Origin of the sequence: Flavobacterium sp., assembly GCF_965657075.1 — a bacterium.
Classification (GTDB): Bacteria; Bacteroidota; Bacteroidia; order Flavobacteriales; family Flavobacteriaceae; genus Flavobacterium.
This window is the reverse complement of record NZ_CBFHMV010000008.1, coordinates 39,628-62,922: the sequence shown is the minus strand read 5'-3', so window position 1 is coordinate 62,922 and position 23,295 is coordinate 39,628. Positions and strand designations below refer to the sequence as shown.

Here is a 23,295-nt window from a genome sequence, read left to right as displayed (position 1 = left end):
CGATTATTCGGGGCGTTTTTTTATTTTTAACCTATGAGTAATCCAACATTTTTAAATAAGCTTACAGATGAATTAATCAGTTTTTATCCTGATACTTTATCCGACATCACAATAGTTCTTCCAAGCAAACGAGCAAGAGTTTTTTTAATTGATACTATTCAATCAAAACTATCAATGCCTATTTTTACACCAAATATCTTAAGTATTGAAGAATTTATTCAAGATATTTCAGGTTTAAGAACTATCGATTCTATGGAAGTGTTGTTTGAATTCTACAATGTCTATTCAAGTATTACTGAGAAGAAAGATCTTCAAGATTTTGAAACTTTTTCCTATTGGGCAAAGACAGTCATTCAAGATTTTAATGAAATAGACAGATATCTATTAGATCAGAAACACGTTTTTTCTTACCTAAAAGATGTAGAAGCTCTAAAAAGGTGGAATTTAGAATTAAATCAAACAACTAAATTAATTGATTCGACTTTAGAGTTTTGGGATAAATTGCCTTTGTATTACGAATCCTTTTATAAATACCTTTTAGATAAAGGAATTGGCTATCAAGGATTGTTGTATCGAGAATCAATTCATAACTTAGAATCGTTTACTAAAAATATTTCAACTTCAAATAAAATTATATTTGCTGGTTTCAACGCACTAAATCAAGCTGAAGAACGTATTTTTCAACATTTAATGTTGCATGAAAAAGCACTTGTTTTTTGGGATGTGGATTATACTATCTTGCAAGACCCATTTCATGATGCAGGTTTATTCATCAGAAAATATAAAAAAGAATGGAAAAATTATGCTAATCAATCGTTCAAATGGATTGAAACACATTTTGAAAATCCAAAAAAAATTCAAATCATTGGAACGCCAAAAACAGTTGGACAAACTAAAATTGTTGGAAATCTAATAGAAGAAATTCAAAAAGAAAATCCATATTTACAAAATACAGCTGTTATTTTAGGTGACGAAAATTTATTGCTTCCTGTTTTATACAATTTACCGGAAACTGTTGAAAGTTTAAACATCACCATGGGTTATCCAAGTAAAAATAATCCAGCACAATTATTGATTACTAAAATTTTCAAACTACATACTAATGCCAAACAGCGAAACGAGAAACAATACACGCTATATTATAAAGAGGTTTTAGATATATTAAATCATGCTTTAATTGAACCTTATATTGATGCTAAAAAAGTGGAGAACGTTATTAAATACAACAATTTTACTTTCTTTTCAAACGATAAGTTGTTTCAATTGTATGAAGAATATAAATCCAACGAATCCAATCCTTTATTTGAATTGATTTTTTCAAAATGGAGTAATGATGCAAGTGAAATTATGTCAAAATTATCGCAAATTCTACTTGTAATAAAATCTCATTTAACAAATGAAAATCAAGAAGATATAATTGCAAAAGCTTTTCTACATTCTATTTATCAGGTTTTAAATCGAATTTCGACTTTCATTGAAAAATACCAAAGTATTACATCACTTTCAAGTCTTTTTGCTATTTATAAACAAGTTGTAGATTTAGCCGAAGTTTCCTTTGAAGGTAAACCATTGTCTGGTTTGCAAGTCATGGGAGTTTTGGAAAGTCGTGTTTTAGATTTTGAAAATGTCATCATAACGTCAGTGAATGAAGGAAAATTTCCGTCAGGAAAAAGTTCGAATTCTTTTATTCCTTATGATATTAAACGCGAATTAGGTTTGCCAACTTTCAAAGAGAAAGACGCAATTTACAGCTATCACTTTTATCATTTGTTATATCGTGCTAAGAATATTTACTTGCTTTATAATTCTGAAAACTCAGACGGAATTGATGCTGGAGAAAAAAGCCGTTTTTTAACCCAATTAGAAATCGATTTCCCGCAACATATCACCAAAAACACCATATACAACGCTCATTTACCTAGTTTGGCTTATGAGTCTATTAAAATCAAAAAAACGCAGTCAGTTTTAGATAGATTAAAAGAAATTGCAACCGAAAAAGGGTTTTCACCATCTTCTTTAACAAGTTATATTCGAAATCCAATTCAATTTTACACCCAACGAATTTTACGCATTAGAGAAATCGATGAAGTGGAAGAAAATATTGCAGTTAATACTTTAGGAACAGTCATTCACGAAACGTTGAAACATTTATATGATCCTTATGTTGGAAAATATTTATCGATAAATGATTTAGACGCTATGAATGCTATGGTTGAAACGGAAACAATAAAACAATTCAAAGAAATTTATAAAGAAGGTGAAATTAAAAAAGGAAAGAATCTTTTAGCATTTGAAGTGGCCAAACAAAATGTGGAACAATTTCTAAAAATGGAAAAGAAAGATGTTGAAACAGGTGTTGCCATCAAAATTCTATTTCTTGAACATACTTTAGAAGGGAAAATTACAGATAAAAGTTTGCCTTATGAAATAAAAATCGCTGGAAACGTTGACCGAATTGAGTTAAGAGATAACAAAATCCGAATAATTGATTATAAAACTGGAAAAGTAGAAGCCAGAGCTTTAAAAGTAGATGATTTCACCGAATTAACTTCTGACATCAAATACGAAAAAATCATTCAGTTGCTTTGTTATGCTTTGATGTTCGAAAATATAGAAGAATTCAAAAATTATCCTGTTGAAGCTGGAATTATTTCATTCAAAAATATGAAAGTTGGTTTTATGCCTTTTGGTTTAGGAAAAAGAAATTCGATTCACGACATAACCAAAGAAACAATTATAGATTTCAAACAATCGATGTTAAGTTTAATTCAAGAGATTTTAAATCCTGAAACTCCTTTTGAAGAAAAAATTTAATTAGGATTTATCGCTTATTTTTTGTATATTACTACTATAATTAAAAAATTACTATATGAAAAAAATGTTACTTTTATGTACAATGGTGATGCTATCATCATGTGCTTCGAAATTGAATTTTCCAGTTTCTAATGTTGCTCCAGCTGCAGAAATCTCAGTAAAAATTAAAAAAGACAACAATGGCAATAGAGAAATTAATCTAGAGTCAAAATACTTGTCTTCTCCCGATCGTTTAACTCCTCCAAGAGCCTCTTACATAGTTTGGATGCAAACGGAAGCAAATGGACTTTTAAATTTAGGTCAATTGGAAACAGATGCTTCTGATAAAGGAAGTTTTACAACTGTTACAGCTTATGAGCCACTAGAAATTTTTATTACTGCAGAAGATGATGCAGCTATAAAGTATCCAATTGGTCAAGAAATTTCGAGATTAAAGATTTAAATCCCTTAAGAATGTAATAATTAAAAACTGAAGTCCATTTGATTTCAGTTTTTTTATGCCTTTTTTAAAAATGCCGAAAGGACATTGCTTAATTCTTCACGATTTTCAATGTGACTCATGTGTCCAGCATTAAAAGTGACTAATGCTAATTTTGTGTTTTCTATTTGAGTTTTATTTTCTTCGTAATTCAAAACAGGATCTTGTTTGCCTAAAATCAAGAGCATAGGATAAGTAGCAAAATGCAAAATAACTTCTCTGTCTTTTCGCACTTTCATACCTTCTAAAGCAGCTACAATTCCTTGTAAAGGAGTTTTTAAAGCTTGGTCTCGAACTAATTCAATTTCTTCTGTTAAACGCTCTCTGTTTTCTTCACTAAACAAATTGGCAATCGACATTCTTATAAATGAAGTATAATTTTGTTTCACAGCTTTTATAGCTCTATCTCGATTGGTTTTTCGTTCTTCAGAATCAGCTCTTGAAGTTGAATTCATTAAAACTAAACCTTTCATCATTTCAGGGTATAATTCGGCAAAAGCCAAAGCCACATAACCACCCATAGAATGACCAATCAAAATGGCTTTTCTGATTTTCAATTCGTGCAAAACATGATATACAACATCCGCTTGGTCTTCCATCGAATGTACATAACCCAAACTATCGGTTTGACCATGACCCAACAAATCAATACAAACCACACGATTACCCTTAGACAAAGCTTCAATATGTGAATTCCACATGGTTGAGTTTTCTAAAAAACCGTGCAATAAAACTACAGTTGTGCCTTTTCCAGCTTCAGAATAAGCGATTTTTGTGTTTTTGTAAAGTGTTTGTTTCAAGGGAGAATTTGTTTAATGCAAAAGTAGAATTTTTAACCGCAAAGAGGCAAAGTTTTTCGCAAAGTTCGCAAAGGTTTTTCCAAAATATTTTCATTCTGAATTTGCTTGTGCTGAATTTATTTCAGTGATTCAGAATTTCATAATTTTTAACGCAAAGAGGCAAAGTTTTTCGCAAAGGTCTATCTTATAATCGTATCATTATGAACTTGATTCAGAATCTTTTAATTTTAAATCTTAACCACTAATTCGTAAATTATTTTACTATTTCTAAAATTTCTGAAATCTGTGTTCCAAAAATAGAAGCTAAATCAATTTCAACTAAACAAAATTAAAATTAAAAAACGGCTCACTATCGCAAACCGTCTTTCTTCTTTTATCTTGATTCTTTCTTCTAAAATTAACTATTCATAATCGACTCAATCTCATCAATCTCAATAGGAATATTTCGCATTAAGTTAAATGGTTCTCCACTATTTTGAATCACAACATCATCTTCTAAACGAATGCCAAAACCTTCTTTTGGAATGTAAATGCCTGGTTCTACTGTGAAAACCATATTGGCTTGCATTGGCTCGTATAATAAACCATAATCGTGTGTGTCTAATCCCATGTGGTGACTCGTTCCGTGCATGAAATATTTTTTATAAGCTGGCCGATCTTTGTTTTCATTTTGAACATCAGCTTTGTCTATTAAACCTAAACCTAACAATTCGGAAGTCATGATTTTTCCAACTTCCACATGATATTGTTTCCATAAAGTGCCTGGAACCAACATTTTTGTAGCTTCATTTTTAACTCTTAAAACAGCATTGTAAACAGCAGCTTGTCTTTCAGAATATTTTCCTGAAACTGGAATCGTTCTACTCATGTCACTAGAATAATTGGCATATTCTGCTCCAACATCTAATAAAATTAAATCTCCAGCTTTACATTGTTGGTTGTTTTCAATATAGTGTAAGACATTAGCATTGTTTCCAGAAGCAATAATTGGTGTATAAGCAAAACCTTTGGAACGATTTCTTAAGAATTCATGGGCAAATTCAGCTTCAATTTCATATTCCATTACGTTAGGTTTCACAAAATTTAAAATTCTTCGGAATCCTTTTTCTGTAATATCACAAGCTTGTTGAATCAAATCTAATTCTTCACTTTCTTTTACAGAACGAATGCGTTGCAATATAGGATTTGATTTTTCTACTTTATGAGCTGGATAATTTTCTTTCCATTTTTTAATGAATCTTGCTTCACGAGTTTCAGTTTCAATTGTAGCTCTGTAATGTTCATTGGTGTTGATGTACATTGTGTCAGCATAAGTCATTAATTCTTTTAATGTCTTATTAAAATCTTGCAACCAAATCACATTTTTAACTCCAGAAACTTCAAATGCACGCTCTTTAGTCAGTTTTTCACCTTCCCAAACAGCAATATGATCATTCGTTTCTTTTAAAAATAAAATTTCACGTTGATTTTCATAAGGAGCATCAGGAAAAAGCACCAAAATACTTTCTTCTTGATCTACACCACTTAAATAAAAAATATCTCTATGTTGGGCAAAAGGTAAAGTCGAATCAGCAGAAACTGGATAAATGTCGTTTGAATTGAAAACGGCAATTCCGTAAGGTCTCATTTGACTAGTGAACTTTTTACGGTTTTTTATGAATAAATCGCGGTCTATTTGGTGGTATTTCATTTTTTATGGATTATTAGAATGTTAGATTATTGGATTCTTAGATTTTGAAAACAATAATTACAAAATTAATGATTAATTTATTTAATGATGTTGCCAAATCGTGTTTTTTTAAATTAAACAGTTTTAAGAAGGAACACAGATTTAAGAAATTTTAAAAATTATTGAAATTTCTGCAATTTCTTAAATCTGTGCTCCCAAAATCACAAAATAATCCTTACTTTTAGGTCAAAATTTCAAAAAATGAAGAAAATACTATTCCTTTTATTACTTGTTCAAAGTTTTTCTTTTGCACAAACCAACTTATTTGAAGAAGTTAAATTCCAAAGTATTGGTCCAACCATCATGAGTGGAAGAATCGTTGATTTGGCTGTAAATCCAGAAAATCCAACAGAGTTTTACGCTGCTTATGCTTCTGGTGGACTTTGGTATACAAACAATAATGGAACAAGTTTTTCTCCAGTTATGGATTCAGCTTCAACTTTAAATTGTGGATCAGTTACTGTAGATTGGAAATCTGGAACTATTTGGGTGGGAACTGGTGAAGTCAATGCTTCTCGTTCTTCTTATTCAGGAATCGGAATTTTAAAATCTACTGATAGAGGTAAAACATGGGAAAATTTAGGATTGCCAGAGAGTCATCACATCAGTAGAGTTTTAGTTAACCCAAAAAACATAAACGAAATCACGGTTGGAGTAGTAGGTCATTTATATACAAAAAACCAAGAAAGAGGTATTTATAAAACCCTTGATGGTGGAAATACATGGAAAAAAACACTATTCATAAATGATGAAACAGGAATAATTGATGTTGTGGTTAGTCCAACAAATTTCAATATTCAATATGCTGCTGCTTGGCAAAAAGACAGAAAAGCTTGGGACTTTAAAGGAAACGGAGCAGCTTCCGGAATTTATAAAAGTACAGATGCAGGTAATAGTTGGAGCTTGGTTTCAACAGAACTGAGTGGTTTTCCAAATAATGAAGGTGTTGGCCGTATTGGTCTGGCGATTTTTAATGAAAATGTAATTTATGCTGTTTTAGACAATCAAAATAAAAGGCCTTCTTCTGAAAAAAGCAAAAGCAGTTTGCCTATAATGATGAGTTCTCCTGGTGAAGATTTTTCTAATATTTCAAATAAAGAATTGAATAATGCTCTGAAATCTGCTGGATTAAGAGAAAAATATAGAGCAGAAAACATCAAAAACTTTATTGAATCTTCTGAATTAGAACCCAAAGAAGCTTTCAAAGTTATTCAAGATGCCAATGCAGCACTTTTTGAAACTGAAGTCATAGGTTGTGAAGTTTACAAATCAACTGATGGTGGAAAATCATGGATAAAAATGAATCAGAAATTTATTGATGATTTTTATTATACTTATGGTTATTATTTTGCAAATATTAGTGTTGATGCAACTGATGAAAACCGAATTTACATTGGTGCAGTTCCTTTGTTGTTTTCAAATGATGGCGGAAAAACTTTTGAAGTTATCAGTAAAGAAAATGTTCACGCAGATCATCACGTGACTTGGATTAATCCAAAAAATCCAAATCATATAATCAACGGAAATGATGGTGGCGTAAATATTTCATACGATAATGGGGCACATTGGATCAAATGCAACAATCAAGCCGTTGGACAATTTTATGCAGTTCAGGTGGATAATGATAAAAATTACAATGTTTATGGTGGTTTACAAGATAACGGAGTTTGGTTTGGACCCAATTATTATGAACATGATGTTTCGTGGCAACAAGAAGGAAAGTATCCATACCAAAGTATTATGGGTGGCGATGGTATGCAAATTCAGGTAGATAACCGCAATTCAAACATAGTTTATACTGGTTTTCAATTTGGAAATTATTACAGAATTGATAAAAAAACAGAAAATTCAGAATCCATAACTCCAAAATCAGGAAAAGATGAAAAACCATTAAGATTTAATTGGCAAACACCTATTTTATTGTCTTCACATAATCAAGATATTGTTTATTTTGGTTCGCAATATTTACATCGTTCCATGAATCAAGGGAAAGATTGGGAAAAGATTTCGGAAGATGTAACTAAAGGTTTTAAAGAAGGAAATGTGGCTTATGGAACCATTACAACAATTTCAGAAAGTCCTTTTCAGTTTGGCTTGTTATATGTTGGTTCAGACGATGGTTTGATGCACGTTTCAAAAGATGGTGGAGCAAGTTGGACAAAAATTGAAATTCAGGAAAATTCTTCAAAAATGGATGATTTATGGGTTTCACGAGTTGTAGCTTCACAACATAAAAAAGAAAGAGTTTATGTAACTTTAAATGGTTATAGAAATGATGATTTTACCAGCTATGTTTATGTTTCAGATGATTATGGAGCAACTTGGATTAACATTTCAAAAGGATTAACGAATGCTGTAAACGTAATTGTTGAAGATTCAGAGAAAGAAAACATTTTATACGTTGGAACAGATAATGCTTTGTTTATTTCAATGGACAAAGGAAATTCATGGCAAGATTTTTCAGCGGATTTACCAAATGTTGCTGTTCATGATTTGAAAATTCAAGCTAAAGCCAAAGATTTAATTGTGGGAACTCATGGTCGTTCGATTTATAAAGTCAAGTTAGAAAAAGTTCAAGCTTTAACGCAAGAAATCTTAGCTAAAAATTTACATTTGTTTTTTGTAGAAGACATCACAAAGTCGAAACGATGGGGAAGTTCTTGGAGTAATTGGGCGAAAAAAATGGAACCAAAAAAAGAAGTTTGGTTTTATGCAAGTACTTCAAATGAGATGACAATTTCCATCACTAATGAAATGAATCAGGAAATTTTAAACAAAAAAATGATCTCCAACAAAGGATTAAATAAATTTGAATTAGATTACATTCTTTCAGGCGAATCTGTTCAAAAATGGATGAAGAAAAATAAAAAAATGCAATTCCAGAAATCCAATAACGATGTTTATTATTATCCAATTGGGAAATACAAACTTACTCTAACCTCTTCTGAAGATAAAGTTGCGCAAGATTTTGAAGTCTTAGAACCTAAAAAATAACGAAATGAAAAAATACATAATACTTTTTACCATTTTTCTTGGAATTTTAACACAGGCCCAAGACAAACAGTCGTATCAACTTTTTGATAAAAACGGTAAAAAAACAACCTATAAAAAGCTAGTTGCTTCCTCTTTAAAGAATGATGTTGTTTTATTTGGAGAATATCATAATAATTCGGTGGTGCATTGGTTACAGCTAGAATTGACAAAAGATTTAGCTGAAAAAACAGATTTAGTTTTAGGTGCAGAAATGTTGGAAGCCGATAATCAAACACAACTAAATCAATATTTAAAAGATGAAATCACACAAAAAGGATTAGATACTTTAGCAAGGTTGTGGAATAATTACAAAACCGATTACAAACCTTTAGTAGATTTTGCCAAAGAAAAAAAATTCGATTTTATCGCAACAAACGTTCCTAGAAGATATGCAAGTATGGTTTTTAGAAAAGATTTGGTGGCTTTAGATTCGCTTTCAACTGAAGAAAAGTCTTGGATTGCTCCATTACCCATTGAATTCGACGTCAATTTGCCTGGTTATCAAGCTATGATGGGAATGCAAGGTGGTCATGCTGGAGACAAAATGCCAAAAGCACAAGCCATTAAAGATGCAACTATGGCTTATTTCATTCATAAAAATTTAAAAGAAAGCAGCGTTTTTGTGCACTATAATGGTACTTACCACTCTGATAATTTTGAAGGGATCAACTGGTATTTAAAGTTATATAATCCTGAAATAAAAATTGTAACTATTGCTACAGTCGAACAAAAAGAGATTGCAACTTTAGAAAAAGAACATTTAAATAAAGCCGATTTTATTTTAGTTATAGATGAAGATGTAACGAAAACTTATTGAGATATTCATTGACAAATCTTGAACGTTAGTTAAACTCATTTTAAATTATTATAAATTAATTCGAAAAGGTTGTAGTTAATCTATTTTAGCCTTATTTTTGTTTGATTTTTTAAATAAAACTATACAATCAAATAAATTATGGCAAAATCTGCACTTTTAAAGTCATCTATCGTAAAAAAATATTGGATGGCTCTTACGGGTTTATTTTTATGCTTGTTTTTGGCAGGTCACTTAGCAGGAAATCTTCAATTAATTTTTGGTACCAACCAGCAATTTAATGAGTATGCTTTATTCATGACAACCAATCCAGCAGTAAAATTACTTTCCTATTTAACTTACATTTCAATAATTTTCCACGCTATCGATGGTTTTTTATTGACTGTTCAAAACAAAAAAGCTAGGCCAGTAGCTTACGCAAAAAGTAATCCTTCAGCAAACAGTGGCTTTGCATCAAGAAACATGGCGGTTTTAGGAACGATTATTATGTTTTTTATTGTTACTCACATGGTTAATTTTTGGGCAAAAATGCACTTTGATAAAAATATGCCAATTATGACCAAATCGTTCACTACTCCTACTGGTGAAGAAAAAAAATTATATGTTGGTACTGCAAGTGGGCAATATTATGACGTGGATCAAGTAGAAATTCAAGCGGAGAAAAAAGATTCATTAGCCCCAAATATGATGATGCCAAAACAATTTGTAATTAAAAATCGAACAGAATTATATTACAAACAAGTGGATATAAAAGCGGCTGATTTATACAAAGATTTACATAAACTTACTTTTGACTTTTTTAGAAGTAAAGACAAATTATTTGGAGTTATACCAAACGAAGGTTTGTTTTTTACAATAGCTTATGTATTAGCTATGCTGGCTTTAGGTTTTCACTTATGGCATGGTTTTGCAAGTGCTTTTCAATCTTTAGGACTAAACAATCCAAAATTCAATACAGGAATAAAATTCTTTGGAAAAGCATTTGCGGTTATTGTTCCGTTATTATTCGCTATAATTCCACTATACATTCATTTTTCTAAATAAATCAACATCACTATATTATGAAGTTAGATTCTAAAATACCACAAGGTCCTTTATCAGACAAATGGACCAATTATAAAGACCATTTAAAATTAGTTGCACCAAATAATAGACCAAAAATTGATATTATTGTTGTTGGAACTGGTTTAGCAGGAGCTTCGGCAGCTGCTTCCCTTGGAGAAATGGGTTATAATGTAAAAGCATTCTGTTTTCAAGATTCTCCAAGACGTGCACACTCTATTGCAGCTCAAGGAGGAATCAATGCCGCTAAAAATTATCAAAATGACGGTGATAGTATTTACCGTTTATTTTATGATACAATTAAAGGTGGAGATTATCGCTCACGTGAAGCAAACGTACATCGTTTAGCAGAAGTTTCAGGAAATATCATCGACCAATGTGTAGCTCAAGGTGTTCCTTTTGCACGTGAATATGGTGGAATGTTAGATAATCGTTCGTTTGGAGGTGTTCAAGTACAACGTACTTTTTATGCTGCTGGTCAAACCGGACAACAATTATTATTAGGAGCATATTCTGCATTATCAAGACAAATTGGATTAGGACGTGTTAAAATGTTCAGCCGTCATGAAATGTTAGACTTAGTAAAAGTAGATGGAAAGGCTAGAGGTATTATTGCCCGTAACTTAGTTACAGGTGAATTAGAAAGACATTCGGCTCATGCAGTGGTTATTGCTTCTGGAGGATATGGAAATGTTTATTTTCTTTCTACAAATGCAATGGGAAGTAACGTAACTGCTTCATGGAAAGTGCACAAACAAGGTGCTGCTTTTGCTAATCCTTGTTTTGTCCAAATTCACCCAACTTGTATTCCAGTTCATGGTACAAATCAAGCAAAATTAACTTTGATGTCCGAATCATTGCGTAATTCGGGTCGTATTTGGGTTCCTAAAAAGAAAGAAGATGCTGAAGCAATTAGAGCTGGAAAATTAAAACCAACACAAATTGCGGAAGAAGATAGAGATTATTACTTAGAAAGAAGATACCCTGCTTTTGGAAACTTAGTGCCTCGTGATGTGGCATCAAGAGCTGCAAAAGAAGTATGTGATGATGGTCATGGAATTGAAGCTAATGATACCAATGAAGGAGTTTATTTAGATTTCTCTTCGGAAGTAAAAACTAAAGGTAAAGAGGTAGCTTACGCTCAAGGAAATCATAATCCTACCGAAGAAGAAGTTACTACTTTAGGAAAAAAATGGTTGGAACAGAAATACGGAAACTTATTCGAAATGTATGAAAAAATTACAGACGAAAATCCTTATGAAACTCCAATGAAAATTTATCCAGCAGTTCACTACACAATGGGTGGTGTTTGGGTTGATTATAATTTGCAATCAACAATTCCAGGTTGTTTCGTAGCTGGGGAAGCAAATTTCTCAGACCATGGAGCAAACAGACTAGGTGCTTCTGCCTTAATGCAAGGTTTAGCTGATGGATATTTTGTATTACCTTATACAGTTTCAAATTATTTAGCTGATGAAATTAGAACTGGAAAAATCTCAACCGATTCTCCTGAATTTACTCAAGCTGAAAATAATGTAAAAGAAACAATAGAAAAGTTCATTAACAATAACGGAACCAAATCTGTAGACCATTTCCATAAACGTTTAGGTCATGTAATGTGGAATAAAGTTGGAATGGCTCGTAACGAAAAAGGACTAAAAGAAGCTATTGAAGAAATAGGTCAAATTCGCGATGAATTCTACAAAGATGTTTATGTTCCAGGAAGTGCTGATGAATTGAATCCTGAATTAGAAAAAGCATTAAGAGTATCTGATTTACTAGAATTAGGTCAATTAATGGCAATGGATGCTTTACAAAGAAATGAATCTTGTGGAGGTCACTTTAGAGAAGAATATCAAGATGCTGAAGGAGAAACTCTTCGTGATGATGAAAACTTCTCTTTTGTAAGTGCATGGGAATATAAAGGTCAAGATACTACGCAAGCAGTACTTCATAAAGAAGAATTAAAATACGAGTTCATTAAAATTGCAGCTAGAAATTATAAATAAAATACTATGAGTGCAGCTAAAAATATAAATATTACTCTTAAAATTTGGAGACAAAAAAACTCTGAAGCAAAAGGGAATATCGAAACATATAAATTAGATAATGTTTCAACAGCTAGTTCGTTTTTGGAAATGTTAGACCAATTGAACGAACAAATTATCAACGAAAAAGGAAGTCCAGTGGCTTTCGATCACGATTGTCGTGAAGGAATTTGTGGAATGTGTTCGCTTTATATTAATGGTAGAGCCCATGGACCAGAAACAGGAACAACTACTTGTCAGTTACACATGAGAAAATTCAATGATGGTGATACTATCTTCATTGAGCCATGGAGAAGTAAAGCTTTCCCAGTGGTAAAAGATTTAGTGGTTGACAGAAGTGCTTTTGATAGAATTCAACAAGCTGGAGGATTCGTATCTGTAAACACATCTGGAAACACTATTGACGCTAATACTATACCAGTTCCTAAAGATGATGCTGACAAAGCCTTTATGGCAGCAGCTTGTATTGGTTGTGGAGCTTGTGTAGCAAGTTGTAAAAATGGATCAGCTATGTTGTTTGTTGGAGCAAAAGTTTCTCAATATGCTTTGTTACCACAAGGTAAAGTTGAAGCAGCGCAACGTGTTCAAAATATGGTACGTCAAATGGATGAAGAAGGTTTCGGAAATTGTACCAATACTGGAGCGTGTGAAATTGAATGTCCAAAGGGAATTTCATTAGAAAACATTGCTCGTATGAACAGAGAATATTTAAAATCTAGTTTCTAAAAAAAGATTTTACTAATTATAAAAACGCGTTCATTCATTTGGATGCGTTTTTTTGTATTTTTAAATCAAATTAACAAAAATGAAAATAGCCATATTCCAAACCACTTTATCTTGGGAAAATCCAGCATCAAATAGAACATTTATAGAAGAATATTTTATGAGTGAAGAAGAATCATTTGATTTATTTGTACTTCCAGAAATGTTTTCGTCAGGATTTACAATGAATCCTGAAAATGTTGCTGAATCTATGGATGGAATAACGGTTTCTTGGATGAAAGCATTAGCTCTAAAGAATGATTGTGCTGTTTGTGGTAGTTTGGTTATTTCAGAAAACAACAGCTTTTACAATCGTTTTATATTCGTTCATCCTAATGGGAAAATCGATTTTTATGACAAAAGACATTTATTCACATTAGCAGGAGAACATGAGCGTTATTCTAAAGGAAATAAAAAAGTAATAATTGAATACAAAGGCTGGAAAATTTGTCCTCAAATTTGTTATGATTTGCGTTTTCCTGTTTTTTCTCGCAATCAAGAAGGTTATGATTTATTACTTTATGTTGCTAATTGGCCAAAACCTAGAATTAATGCTTGGGATATTTTATTAAAAGCAAGAGCTGTTGAAAATATGTGTTATGTCATTGGCATAAATCGAATTGGTTTAGATGAAAATAGTCATGAATATGTTGGGCATTCTCAAGTCATTGACGAATTGGGCAATAGTATCACTAATGCAGCGAACAATTTAGGAGTTTTTATAACGGTATTAGACCAACAGAAAATGCTTGAAACAAGAAAAAAACTAAAGTTCTTAGATGATAAAGATGATTTTGAACTCATTTTTTAAAATCCAACAAAAAAATATGGTAATTTGAATGAACGTAAATTTAATTTCCTACATCAAATTCTTGATTCACATCCCAATTGGCTCGAACATCAACATCTTCAACCATGTAAATAATTTGTTCGGCAATGGTTTTGCTTAAAAAATCACCAGTATCCCAAATTCCATTCTTATTATCATCGTAGATAATTCTTAAAGTATAAATTAATGGGTTAATCAAATCAAAATCTAAAATAGTTTTATTATTAGTTGTTTGAGATGCCAAAACAACTCCTTTTGAATCTAATAACTCCAAAATAATAGGAAAACGATCTACATTTTTTAAAGTTACTCTCAAATTTCCATAATCACCGTAAGATTTGGTTGCAATTGTTTTTACCAAAGTATCATTGGAATTTTCATACATATCGGTAAATGCTCCTGGTAAAAAGGTCAGTTGGTATTTTTGTTCTTCTTCTTTTTTAAAATCAATAGTAATTTTTTGTTCAAAATCTTCATATTTGGCTTTAAAAGCAACAGCCATTGAATCTTTATTTAAGACAGAAATTTTACTTTCGTCAATTTTTGAAAGAGGCGTAGTTGTGGTTAAATTATAGATTTCTCTAAAATTTAGAATTCCTCTAGTATTTTCACTTACCGATAGTGAATCAGTTTCTTTAATTTCTTTGTGTTTTAGTTTATATGTTTTAGAAAAACCTTTTCTTTCTACTAAAAATGAAAGCGAATCGTTTTCAATTTTATTCGGAATAAATAGCTGAATGGAATCACTTTTTGACGAAGGAAGCTTTGCTAATTTTACAGGAAAATTATTTTGTCCTTGCTGTAGTGTAATTTTCAAATCTTCGACAGCACCTTCAATAGGTAAAAAATATTTATTGGTACTTTGTTGTATTGGTTTTTCAATTTTTGAAGGTGTTTTTTCTTTAAACAGTTCTAGTTCGAAAACAGTTTCTGTCGGAATTTTAATAGGCTCATTCAAAAAACCAATTTTATCGGATTTAGGATCAAACTTATTATTTCCGTTTTTGTCCTTTAATGCAATAATTTGATATTCACCTTCTTTTAAATTCTCTAAAGAAAACAACTTTAAACTATCTAAAGTGTTTGTAACATATAAAGGAGTTTCTTTATAAACAGTAGAATCTGTGTAGGTTTTGGCATCATATAACATTACCGACACAAAATTATCGGCTTTTCTTTCATAAGCATCTTTAATTTTGCCTACAACCGTTAGCGAATCAATATAATTTCCTGTTGAAAAAATATACTTGAATTGCGAATAGGGATTACCTTCATTATTATCAGTAATACTCTGTCCAAAATTGAAACTATAAGTAGTATTTTCCAATAACTCATCTAAAATTTTAATAGAAATGTACTTACTTGCACTACCTTGAGGAACAATAATTGGTTGTTTTTCCATGGGTGGTGAAATAATCAATTGTTTATTGATGTTTTTAACTTTAATTAATTCGTCAAAAACTATTTTTATTTCTTTTCCTTTAAAATTAGTTTTAAAATTTTCGGGCGAACTTCCAATTATTTTGGGAGCAATAGTATCTTTAGCTCCTCCATATATAGTACCTCTTTTCGCACAACTTGTAGTTGCCAATAGAAAACCAAACACTATTAAAAGTGCTGTAATAAATATTTTACGCATACATTTTAAATTCTAAAACAAAATAACAACTATATTTAAAGTAAACATACTATTTTATATAATTTTTATTATTTAGTGTAGGCAATTGAAACAATACTAATTTTAGAGTCATTTACTTCTAACAGTTTTTTACTAATTGCTTCAATAGTTGCACCACTTGTAATTACATCATCTACTATCAAAAAGTGACTATTTACATAGTTTAATTCGTTTTCTAGCATAAAATCTTCTTGATTTAATGAGGCTCTATCTGTTTTGTTTTTTCTAGTTTGAGTTTTTGTATGTTTTTTTCTAAATAATAAATCAGTTGCAATGGGCAAATTTAATTCTTCTGACAAAGCTTCACAAAAAGTAGTAATTTGATTGTAACCTCTTTCAGACCTTCTTTTTTTATGAATTGGTGTTGGAATTATATAGTCTATCGCTTCAAGTTTATTGTTTTTCTTCAGTTCGTTTCCATAAATTGTACCTAATATAGTTCCAATTTCTTGTTGATTTCTATATTTTAAATTGTGAATCATTTCCTGAACGATTCCTTTGTTTTCAAAATAGAGCATAGCACTGGCAAATTCGATGGGAATTATACCGTAAAATTTTTGTGTTATTTCGTTTTTTTCTAATAGATGATGATGCGTAAAAGGAAGTTCGTACCTGCATTTTGTGCAAATACAATGCTCATTCTTCAGTAACAGAACATTACATCCGTTACAAAGTTTTGGAAAAAATAAGTGTATTAAATTTGAAAACATATTTTTTTAAAGATTAAAGATAAAAAATCTTATTTATTATTCTATATAATTTTTACTTTTGCATCATGGCAAAACAAGAAGATTTATTTAAGAACGTAGTTTCGCATGCAAAAGAATACGGATTTATTTTTCCGTCAAGCGAAATATATGATGGTTTGAGCGCAGTTTACGATTATGCTCAAAATGGTGTAGAATTAAAAAAGAATATTAGAGAATATTGGTGGAAAGCCATGGTTCAAATGCATGAAAATATTGTAGGTATTGACGCTTCTATTTTTATGCATCCAACAACATGGAAAGCTTCTGGACATGTTGATGCGTTTTCTGACCCATTAATTGACAACAAAGATTCTAAAAAAAGATATCGTGCCGATGTTTTGATTGAAGATTATGCAGAAAAAATCTACATCAAAGCACAAAAAGAAATTGATAAAGCTAAAGCTCGATTTGGAGATGCTTTTAATGAAGAAGAATTTGTTACCACTAATGAAAGAGTAAAAGGATATTTAGAACAAAAAAATCAAATTTTGCAACGCATGGCTCGCTCTCTTGAAAATGAAGATTTGGCTGATGTAAAAGCTTTGATTGAAGAATTAGGCATTGCTTGTCCAGATTCAGGTTCTAAAAATTGGACCGATGTTCGTCAGTTTAATTTGATGTTTGCTACAAAATTAGGAGCTTCTGCTGACACTGCAATGGATTTATATTTACGTCCAGAAACGGCTCAAGGTATTTTTGTGAATTTCCTAAATGTCCAAAAAACAGGTCGAATGAAAATTCCTTTTGGAATTGCTCAAACGGGAAAAGCTTTCAGAAATGAAATTGTTGCAAGGCAGTTTATTTTCAGAATGCGTGAATTTGAACAAATGGAAATGCAATTTTTTATAAAACCAGGCGAAGAAATGCAGTATTATGACTATTGGAAAGAAACACGTTTAAAATGGCACTTGTCTTTAGGCTTAGGAAAAGAAAATTATCGTTTTCATGACCATGAAAAATTAGCACATTATGCAAATGCTGCAGCTGATATTGAGTTTAACTTTCCATTTGGATTCAAAGAATTAGAAGGAATTCACTCAAGAACTGATTTTGATTTGAAAGCTCATGAAGAATTTTCAGGAAAAAAATTACAGTTTTTTGATAATGAAACCAATTCTAGTTATGTGCCTTATGTAGTTGAAACATCTGTTGGTTTAGATAGAATGTTTTTAGCTGTTTTTTCAAAAGCACTTCAAGAGGAAACATTGGAAGATGGTTCAACCAGAACAGTTTTGCGTTTACCTTCTGTATTAGCTCCAACAAAAGCAGCTGTTTTACCTTTAATTAAAAGAGATGGTTTGCCAGAAATTGCTAAAGAAATCATAGAGGACTTAAAATGGGATTTCAACGTGACTTATGATGAAAAAGATGCTGTTGGAAGACGTTATCGTCGTCAAGATGCACTTGGTACACCATTTTGTATTACTGTTGATCATCAAACCTTAGAAGATAAAACAGTAACAATTCGTCATAGAGATACCATGAAACAAGAACGAGTTACCATTGCTGATTTAAGGAAAATTATTGCAGATGAAGTTTCAATGCGCAATTGGTTAATGAAAATGTAACTTTTTTTGAACATAAAATTAGATAAGACTCGCTATTTTGCGAGTCTTTTTTTTATTTATTAACAAATGGTTTAGTCAAAAGGATTTTTATTTCAAAATCAGTCAATTGCTACTTTATAATTATATGTTTTAATTGAATTTAAACTCTTTCTATAAAAAACGTGCATTAATTTTTATTTTTTAATTTGAATTCTGCAAGCATTTAACAGGGTTATTGTTTGTTTTAACGGTATATAAACATATTATAATGGTTGTTAACAAAAGAGTGTTTATAATTACAAACAAGGCTATCTTTAAATAAATAAAAATTATGAGTAATATTGTTACTCGTAAAACCCCAAATTTTACCACTTATACTGCTCATTCTAGGTTAATCGAAAGATTATAGATTAAGCAAATGACATATAAATATATAATAATTGACAATGACAGTCAAAGCAGCATGATGCTACAATCATATATAGCTACTTTGTCTGAATTCCAGTTTTCTGCTTACGCAAGTAATCGGGAAGAGGGAATTAATTGTATTCTCGAAAATAATCCAGAAATAATATTTCTGGGAACTAATACATCTGAATCTAAAGTTGAAATTGATTTGACTTTGATTAATGAATTGTATAAGTACATGGTTGTTTTACCAAAAATCGTTGTAATATCTAGCTCCAAAGAATTGGCTTATGATGTTATGAAATATGACATCTACGATTTTATCTTAAAACCTTTTCAAAAAATAGATGTTTTAAAAACATTAATGAAATTTAGAAAAGAAAAAAGTTATTTAAATACTATTGATCTCACAAGATTAACAAGTATCAAAGAAGCTAAAACCAAAGTAGATCCTGTTCAAAATGACGATGCGTTATTGGAGCCCATTTCAAATGAAGTTAATAATACATCTTATTACAATAACGGTTTAGATTTTGGTTCTTCTAATGGAAGTCAAAAACAAACAGTTGAAGTAGATTACAATTTAGATACACAAAAAATACAAGAGCAATTGGTTGAAATAGTCAAGCAATCTTTAGAATCGAATAGAAAATCCAATTTGGCAGGTGTTAATGAAAATGAAGAAACTCCAGAACGCAAAAGTATTTTATGTATTAAATCTTATGGCGATTACAGATTTATTGAATTTGATGATGTAGTTTATTTAAAAGCGGATAATAATTCAACAGATATTATTTTAAGTAACGGAGACAGTATTACAGCTTTTAAAACTTTAAAGCATTTTGAAGAATCTTTACCAGATGAATTTATGAGAATTCATAACAGTCATATTATTAACATTAAGTATGTGTCTAGAATTCATTTAGGAAATACAGATTGTTATTTGCAAAAAGGAAAAATTAAACTTCCTTTTTCTAAATCATACAAAGAAAATATAAATTCAATTATTGAATTATTTACAGCAAATAATATTAACGAAGATTAAGAAATTGTCTTTGACTTCTTTTTATGCAATCATTTACCATTAATTGTATGTATTGTACAATTAATGGATTTGTTTTTTGTGTAAATGTTTAATCTTTTTATAATTTTACTATGTTCTGAAAGCAAAAGTATTATTTATAAATATTCTTTTGTAAAGAGCTACGTTCTTACCTATTAATTTTTATTAATATTTATATATGTCTTATAAAAAGGCTATCTGTATTCAGGTAGCCTTTTTATTGTTTATAGTGTATTAAAATCTATATCCAATATTAAAATCACCTCTGAAAAATGCGTCAGGAGCTAGGTCAGAATTACCTAAAGTTCTACCAACACCTCCAAGGATTTCAAAGACAAATCCTGATGAATTAATCCATTTTTTTCCCAATGATAATCCAATTGCACCAGCACTATAATTTTTGTTGACAAAATTAAAATTTGTATCGTCATAAACATCTGTTGCACCTGTAGAATATTTTGCAAAACCTTCAACAAAAAAACCTTGAGCTCCATACTCTTTAGATTCTTGAAAATAGAAACGAGCAAATGGAGTGATAGAAAAATCTTCATTCCAACCATTATCTTCTTGAAGATTTATCAATATGGAAGCACCATAGGTAAAATCTTTAGAATGAATATACTCATAAGTTCCCTCTAATACTGGTCCAGCTAACATTTTTATAGCTCCAATTTTTACCTCATGTTTACGGTCAAAAATGGATGATTTTTCTGCTTTCTGTGCGAAAGAGACAGCAGTTGATAACAGAACGGCTAATGCAATAATTTTTTTCATGTTTATTTTTTTAATAAAAGTAAATTTTTTTCTGAATACTACAAAAATTATTCCTTTAAAGAATCCCAGCCTCTTGCTTTTAAAGCTATTTTGGTATTGGCTCTTGTGATTAGATGTTTGCCTTCATTTTCATGAACGATATGACCAATTACAGTAAAATTAGGATTGGCTTTTATTTTATCAAAATCCTCCAATTTAATGGTAAATAATAATTCATAATCTTCACCGCCACTCAGTGCAATTGTTGTACTATCAATATTAAATTCTTCACAAACATTAATTAATTGTGGGTCTAAAGGCAGTTTTTCTTCAAATAAATTGCAACCTACTTTACTGTTTTTACAAATGTGCATGATTTCAGAAGAAAGTCCATCCGAAATATCAATCATTGAAGTTGGTTTTACATCCAAAGAGGCTAACAGATCTTTAATGTCTTTTCTCGCTTCAGGTTTTAGTTGGCGTTCAATTAAATATGTATAAGCATCTAAATCAGGTTGGTTGTTTGGATTGACTTTAAAAACCTGTTTTTCACGTTCCAAAACTTGCAAACCCATGTAAGCTGAGCCAATATCACCGGTAACTACCAATAAGTCATTTTCTTGAGCACCACTTCTGTAAACTAATTCTTCTTCATTAGCTTCTCCAATAGCAGTAATAGAAATAATTAATCCCTTTTGAGAAGAGGTAGTATCGCCACCAATAACGTCAACATTATATATTTTGGCAGCTAATGCAATTCCGTCAAACAATTCTTCCAATGCTTCTAGCGGAAAACGATTAGAAACCGCAATAGAAACCGTTATTTGTGTTGCTTTAGCATTCATTGCATAAATGTCAGAAAGATTCACTACAACCGCTTTATAGCCCAAATGCTTTAAAGGCATATATCCTAAATCAAAATGAACACCTTCTACTAGCAAATCGGTTGAAATTACAGTTTTTTTGTTGCCAAAATCTAAAACAGCTGCATCATCACCAATACTTTTTAGTGTTGATTTTTGTTTCACATCAAATTGTTTGGTTAAATGGTCTATTAATCCAAATTCACCTAATTGCGATACATCTGTTCTTTGTGGGTTTTTGTCTTCTATCATTTTGCAAAGGTAAGAAAGATTAACGATTGCTGAATAACGATTTTTGATTTTTGATTTTGTGATATTTTCAAAAGAAAAGAAATGATTTTAGCCACAGATTCACAGATTTTAAACTTTAAATTTTCTGAATGATTAATAGGTAAAAAGAAATTTTATTTTTTACTACAAAGACATTAAGGAACAAAGATTTTATTAATTATAAATTTTCTAAATTATTAAGTATTCTTGAAACTTTTCCTATTGAAGGTCTTGGTGCATCGATTTCAACTAAAATTCCTTCACTATCAATAATTATAAACCTTGGAATGGATTCAACAGTATATTCTTTCACAATTTTTGATTGCCAAGCGTTTTCAACGATTAAATGTGTTCCTCCTAATTCTTTTTTAATGATAAAATTTTTCCATTTTTCAAGGTCTTTTTGACTGTCTAATGAAATGCTTAAAAACACTATATTTTTATCTTTAAATTTTTCTTCTAATTTTTTTAAATCTGGAATTTCTGCAATACAAGGCTTACACCAAGTAGCCCAAAAATCGATGTAAATATTTTTCCCTTTAAAATCTGAAAGGCTTACTTTATTGCCGTTTTGATCATTCAATTCAAAATAAGGAGCTGGTGAACCATTTACAAATTTTTCTTCATTTTCAATTTTAGAAATTATTTTTTGTTTAAAATCTTCATCTTTAGTTATTGAAATTATTGCATTTAAAATATAATTTTCATTGTCATCATAAAACTTAGTTTGATTTGCTAAATTTTTTAAAACATAATCTTCTATAACAGGATTGTTAATTTTTTGCATTTCTTCGGTTAATAATTGTTTGGCTGAAGCTTGGTTTTTTTTAAATTTTGGACGAAATGAACCATTAAACTTGCCATATTCAAAACCTCTAAAAACAGAACTAAATTCAAAATCTTCAAAATCGAATTTTATAGTATCTCTTTTAATAACTCTAGATTCACAAATTTTAGCTTTTGAAACATTTGATTTTGTATAATATGAATAAGAATATTTATAGCTAGAATAATAATTTTGATTACTGAAGATTATATTTTTTTCCTCAAGTTTTTTAAAATCATTGTCTAAAGATGTATTATTTCTTAGAAGTTCTAAATTAGAAGCTATTAATTGGTCTATTGCTTTAACAAATTCTTCCTCTTTTAGAGTGTAAATTTTATTTGGGTTTAAATTTTCATCAGTAATTATTTTGAATTTTTTAAATAAATAAGAACACTCATTTGCTACATTTCCTTTAAATAATATGGTTTCATAAAGATTATTTTGGTCAAAAGAAATATTAAGATTTGCCTCTTTTTTTAAGTAAATTTCCCATCTATAGCCATTAGCATAAAAAGAATATAATCCTGCGTGATTTACAGATATTGCTTTGGAAAAATTACCTTCTTCATCTAAAGGAATTGTCAAATCAAAATTAAGTCCAGAAATTAGAATTTCTTTTTCAGTTGAATTAAGAATTTTCCCTTCAATTAGTGCTGTTTTATTTGCAAACGTTAATTGGAAAGCTAACAATAAAAATAAGTACTTTAATTTCATTTTTTTACATTTAATTCAAGATAAAACGAGAAACTTTCAAATTTATTTTAACAAA

General features: G+C 30.3%; 17 protein-coding genes. 10 read left to right on the top strand and 7 right to left on the bottom strand.

The annotated features are described in order from the left end of the window. Positions 1-33: 33 nt before the first annotated feature. Together ACTF56_RS06930 and ACTF56_RS06925 are read left to right on the top strand one after the other, a co-directional pair. On the top strand, positions 34-2,814 hold the full coding sequence (locus ACTF56_RS06930) for a PD-(D/E)XK nuclease family protein (protein ID WP_438966184.1): 2,781 nt from the start codon (positions 34-36) through the stop codon (positions 2,812-2,814). 55 nt (positions 2,815-2,869) lie between these two features. Further along, a complete protein-coding gene (locus ACTF56_RS06925) occupies positions 2,870-3,256 on the top strand; it encodes a hypothetical protein (RefSeq protein ID WP_438966183.1) in 387 nt (128 codons plus the stop codon). 53 nt (positions 3,257-3,309) lie between these two features. Here the strand turns inward: ACTF56_RS06925 and ACTF56_RS06920 are convergent, their stop codons facing one another. Then, positions 3,310-4,092 carry an alpha/beta fold hydrolase gene (locus ACTF56_RS06920; RefSeq protein WP_438966182.1) on the bottom strand — a complete coding sequence of 261 codons (783 nt, stop codon included), beginning with the start codon at positions 4,090-4,092 and terminating at the stop codon, positions 3,310-3,312. A gap of 397 nt (positions 4,093-4,489) precedes the next feature. After that, on the bottom strand, positions 4,490-5,782 hold the full coding sequence (locus ACTF56_RS06915) for an aminopeptidase P family protein (RefSeq protein ID WP_438966181.1): 1,293 nt from the start codon (positions 5,780-5,782) through the stop codon (positions 4,490-4,492). 240 nt (positions 5,783-6,022) lie between these two features. Between ACTF56_RS06915 and ACTF56_RS06910 the strand changes: the two genes are divergently transcribed. The 6 genes from ACTF56_RS06910 to ACTF56_RS06885 all read left to right on the top strand — a co-directional run bounded on the left by ACTF56_RS06910 (position 6,023) and on the right by ACTF56_RS06885 (position 14,351). Next, the gene (locus tag ACTF56_RS06910) at positions 6,023-8,815 is read left to right on the top strand and encodes a VPS10 domain-containing protein (protein WP_438966180.1); all 2,793 of its coding nucleotides are present in this window, start codon (positions 6,023-6,025) and stop codon (positions 8,813-8,815) included. Positions 8,816-8,819: 4 nt separating this feature from the next. After that, positions 8,820-9,671, top strand: coding sequence for a ChaN family lipoprotein (locus ACTF56_RS06905; RefSeq protein ID WP_438966179.1), 852 nt, complete (start codon positions 8,820-8,822; stop codon positions 9,669-9,671). A gap of 138 nt (positions 9,672-9,809) precedes the next feature. Beyond that, positions 9,810-10,712, top strand: a complete 903-nt coding sequence (locus ACTF56_RS06900; RefSeq protein WP_438966178.1) for a succinate dehydrogenase cytochrome b subunit — start codon at positions 9,810-9,812, stop codon at positions 10,710-10,712. A 17-nt stretch (positions 10,713-10,729) separates the two neighbouring features. Beyond that, positions 10,730-12,739, top strand: a complete 2,010-nt coding sequence (locus ACTF56_RS06895) for a fumarate reductase/succinate dehydrogenase flavoprotein subunit (protein ID WP_438966177.1) — start codon at positions 10,730-10,732, stop codon at positions 12,737-12,739. 6 nt (positions 12,740-12,745) lie between these two features. After that, positions 12,746-13,504: a succinate dehydrogenase/fumarate reductase iron-sulfur subunit gene (locus ACTF56_RS06890; protein ID WP_438966176.1), complete on the top strand. Its 759-nt coding sequence runs from the start codon at positions 12,746-12,748 to the stop codon at positions 13,502-13,504. A 79-nt stretch (positions 13,505-13,583) separates the two neighbouring features. After that, complete coding sequence (locus tag ACTF56_RS06885) at positions 13,584-14,351, top strand: amidohydrolase (protein ID WP_438966175.1); 768 nt, start codon at positions 13,584-13,586, stop codon at positions 14,349-14,351. A gap of 40 nt (positions 14,352-14,391) precedes the next feature. Here the strand turns inward: ACTF56_RS06885 and ACTF56_RS06880 are convergent, their stop codons facing one another. After that, on the bottom strand, positions 14,392-16,008 hold the full coding sequence (locus tag ACTF56_RS06880; RefSeq protein ID WP_438966174.1) for an Ig-like domain-containing protein: 1,617 nt from the start codon (positions 16,006-16,008) through the stop codon (positions 14,392-14,394). Between the two features lie 68 nt (positions 16,009-16,076). Continuing rightward, positions 16,077-16,757 carry a ComF family protein gene (locus tag ACTF56_RS06875; RefSeq protein WP_438966173.1) on the bottom strand — a complete coding sequence of 227 codons (681 nt, stop codon included), beginning with the start codon at positions 16,755-16,757 and terminating at the stop codon, positions 16,077-16,079. 65 nt (positions 16,758-16,822) lie between these two features. On the opposite strand from ACTF56_RS06875, the gene ACTF56_RS06870 reads away from it, so the two are divergent. Together ACTF56_RS06870 and ACTF56_RS06865 are read left to right on the top strand one after the other, a co-directional pair. Next, entirely contained in the window at positions 16,823-18,364 is a 1,542-nt protein-coding gene (locus tag ACTF56_RS06870) for a glycine--tRNA ligase (protein ID WP_438966172.1), read from the top strand. Positions 18,365-18,761: 397 nt separating this feature from the next. Beyond that, positions 18,762-19,796 carry a LytR/AlgR family response regulator transcription factor gene (locus ACTF56_RS06865; RefSeq protein WP_438966171.1) on the top strand — a complete coding sequence of 345 codons (1,035 nt, stop codon included), beginning with the start codon at positions 18,762-18,764 and terminating at the stop codon, positions 19,794-19,796. A gap of 252 nt (positions 19,797-20,048) precedes the next feature. Here ACTF56_RS06865 and ACTF56_RS06860 read toward each other — a convergent pair whose 3' ends face one another. The 3 genes from ACTF56_RS06860 to ACTF56_RS06850 all read right to left on the bottom strand — a co-directional run bounded on the left by ACTF56_RS06860 (position 20,049) and on the right by ACTF56_RS06850 (position 23,240). Further along, complete coding sequence (locus ACTF56_RS06860) at positions 20,049-20,588, bottom strand: hypothetical protein (protein WP_438966170.1); 540 nt, start codon at positions 20,586-20,588, stop codon at positions 20,049-20,051. A 47-nt stretch (positions 20,589-20,635) separates the two neighbouring features. After that, a complete protein-coding gene (gene thiL / locus ACTF56_RS06855; RefSeq protein ID WP_438966169.1) occupies positions 20,636-21,682 on the bottom strand; it encodes a thiamine-phosphate kinase in 1,047 nt (348 codons plus the stop codon). Positions 21,683-21,878: 196 nt separating this feature from the next. After that, positions 21,879-23,240 carry a TlpA family protein disulfide reductase gene (locus ACTF56_RS06850; protein WP_438966168.1) on the bottom strand — a complete coding sequence of 454 codons (1,362 nt, stop codon included), beginning with the start codon at positions 23,238-23,240 and terminating at the stop codon, positions 21,879-21,881. Positions 23,241-23,295 lie beyond the last annotated feature (55 nt).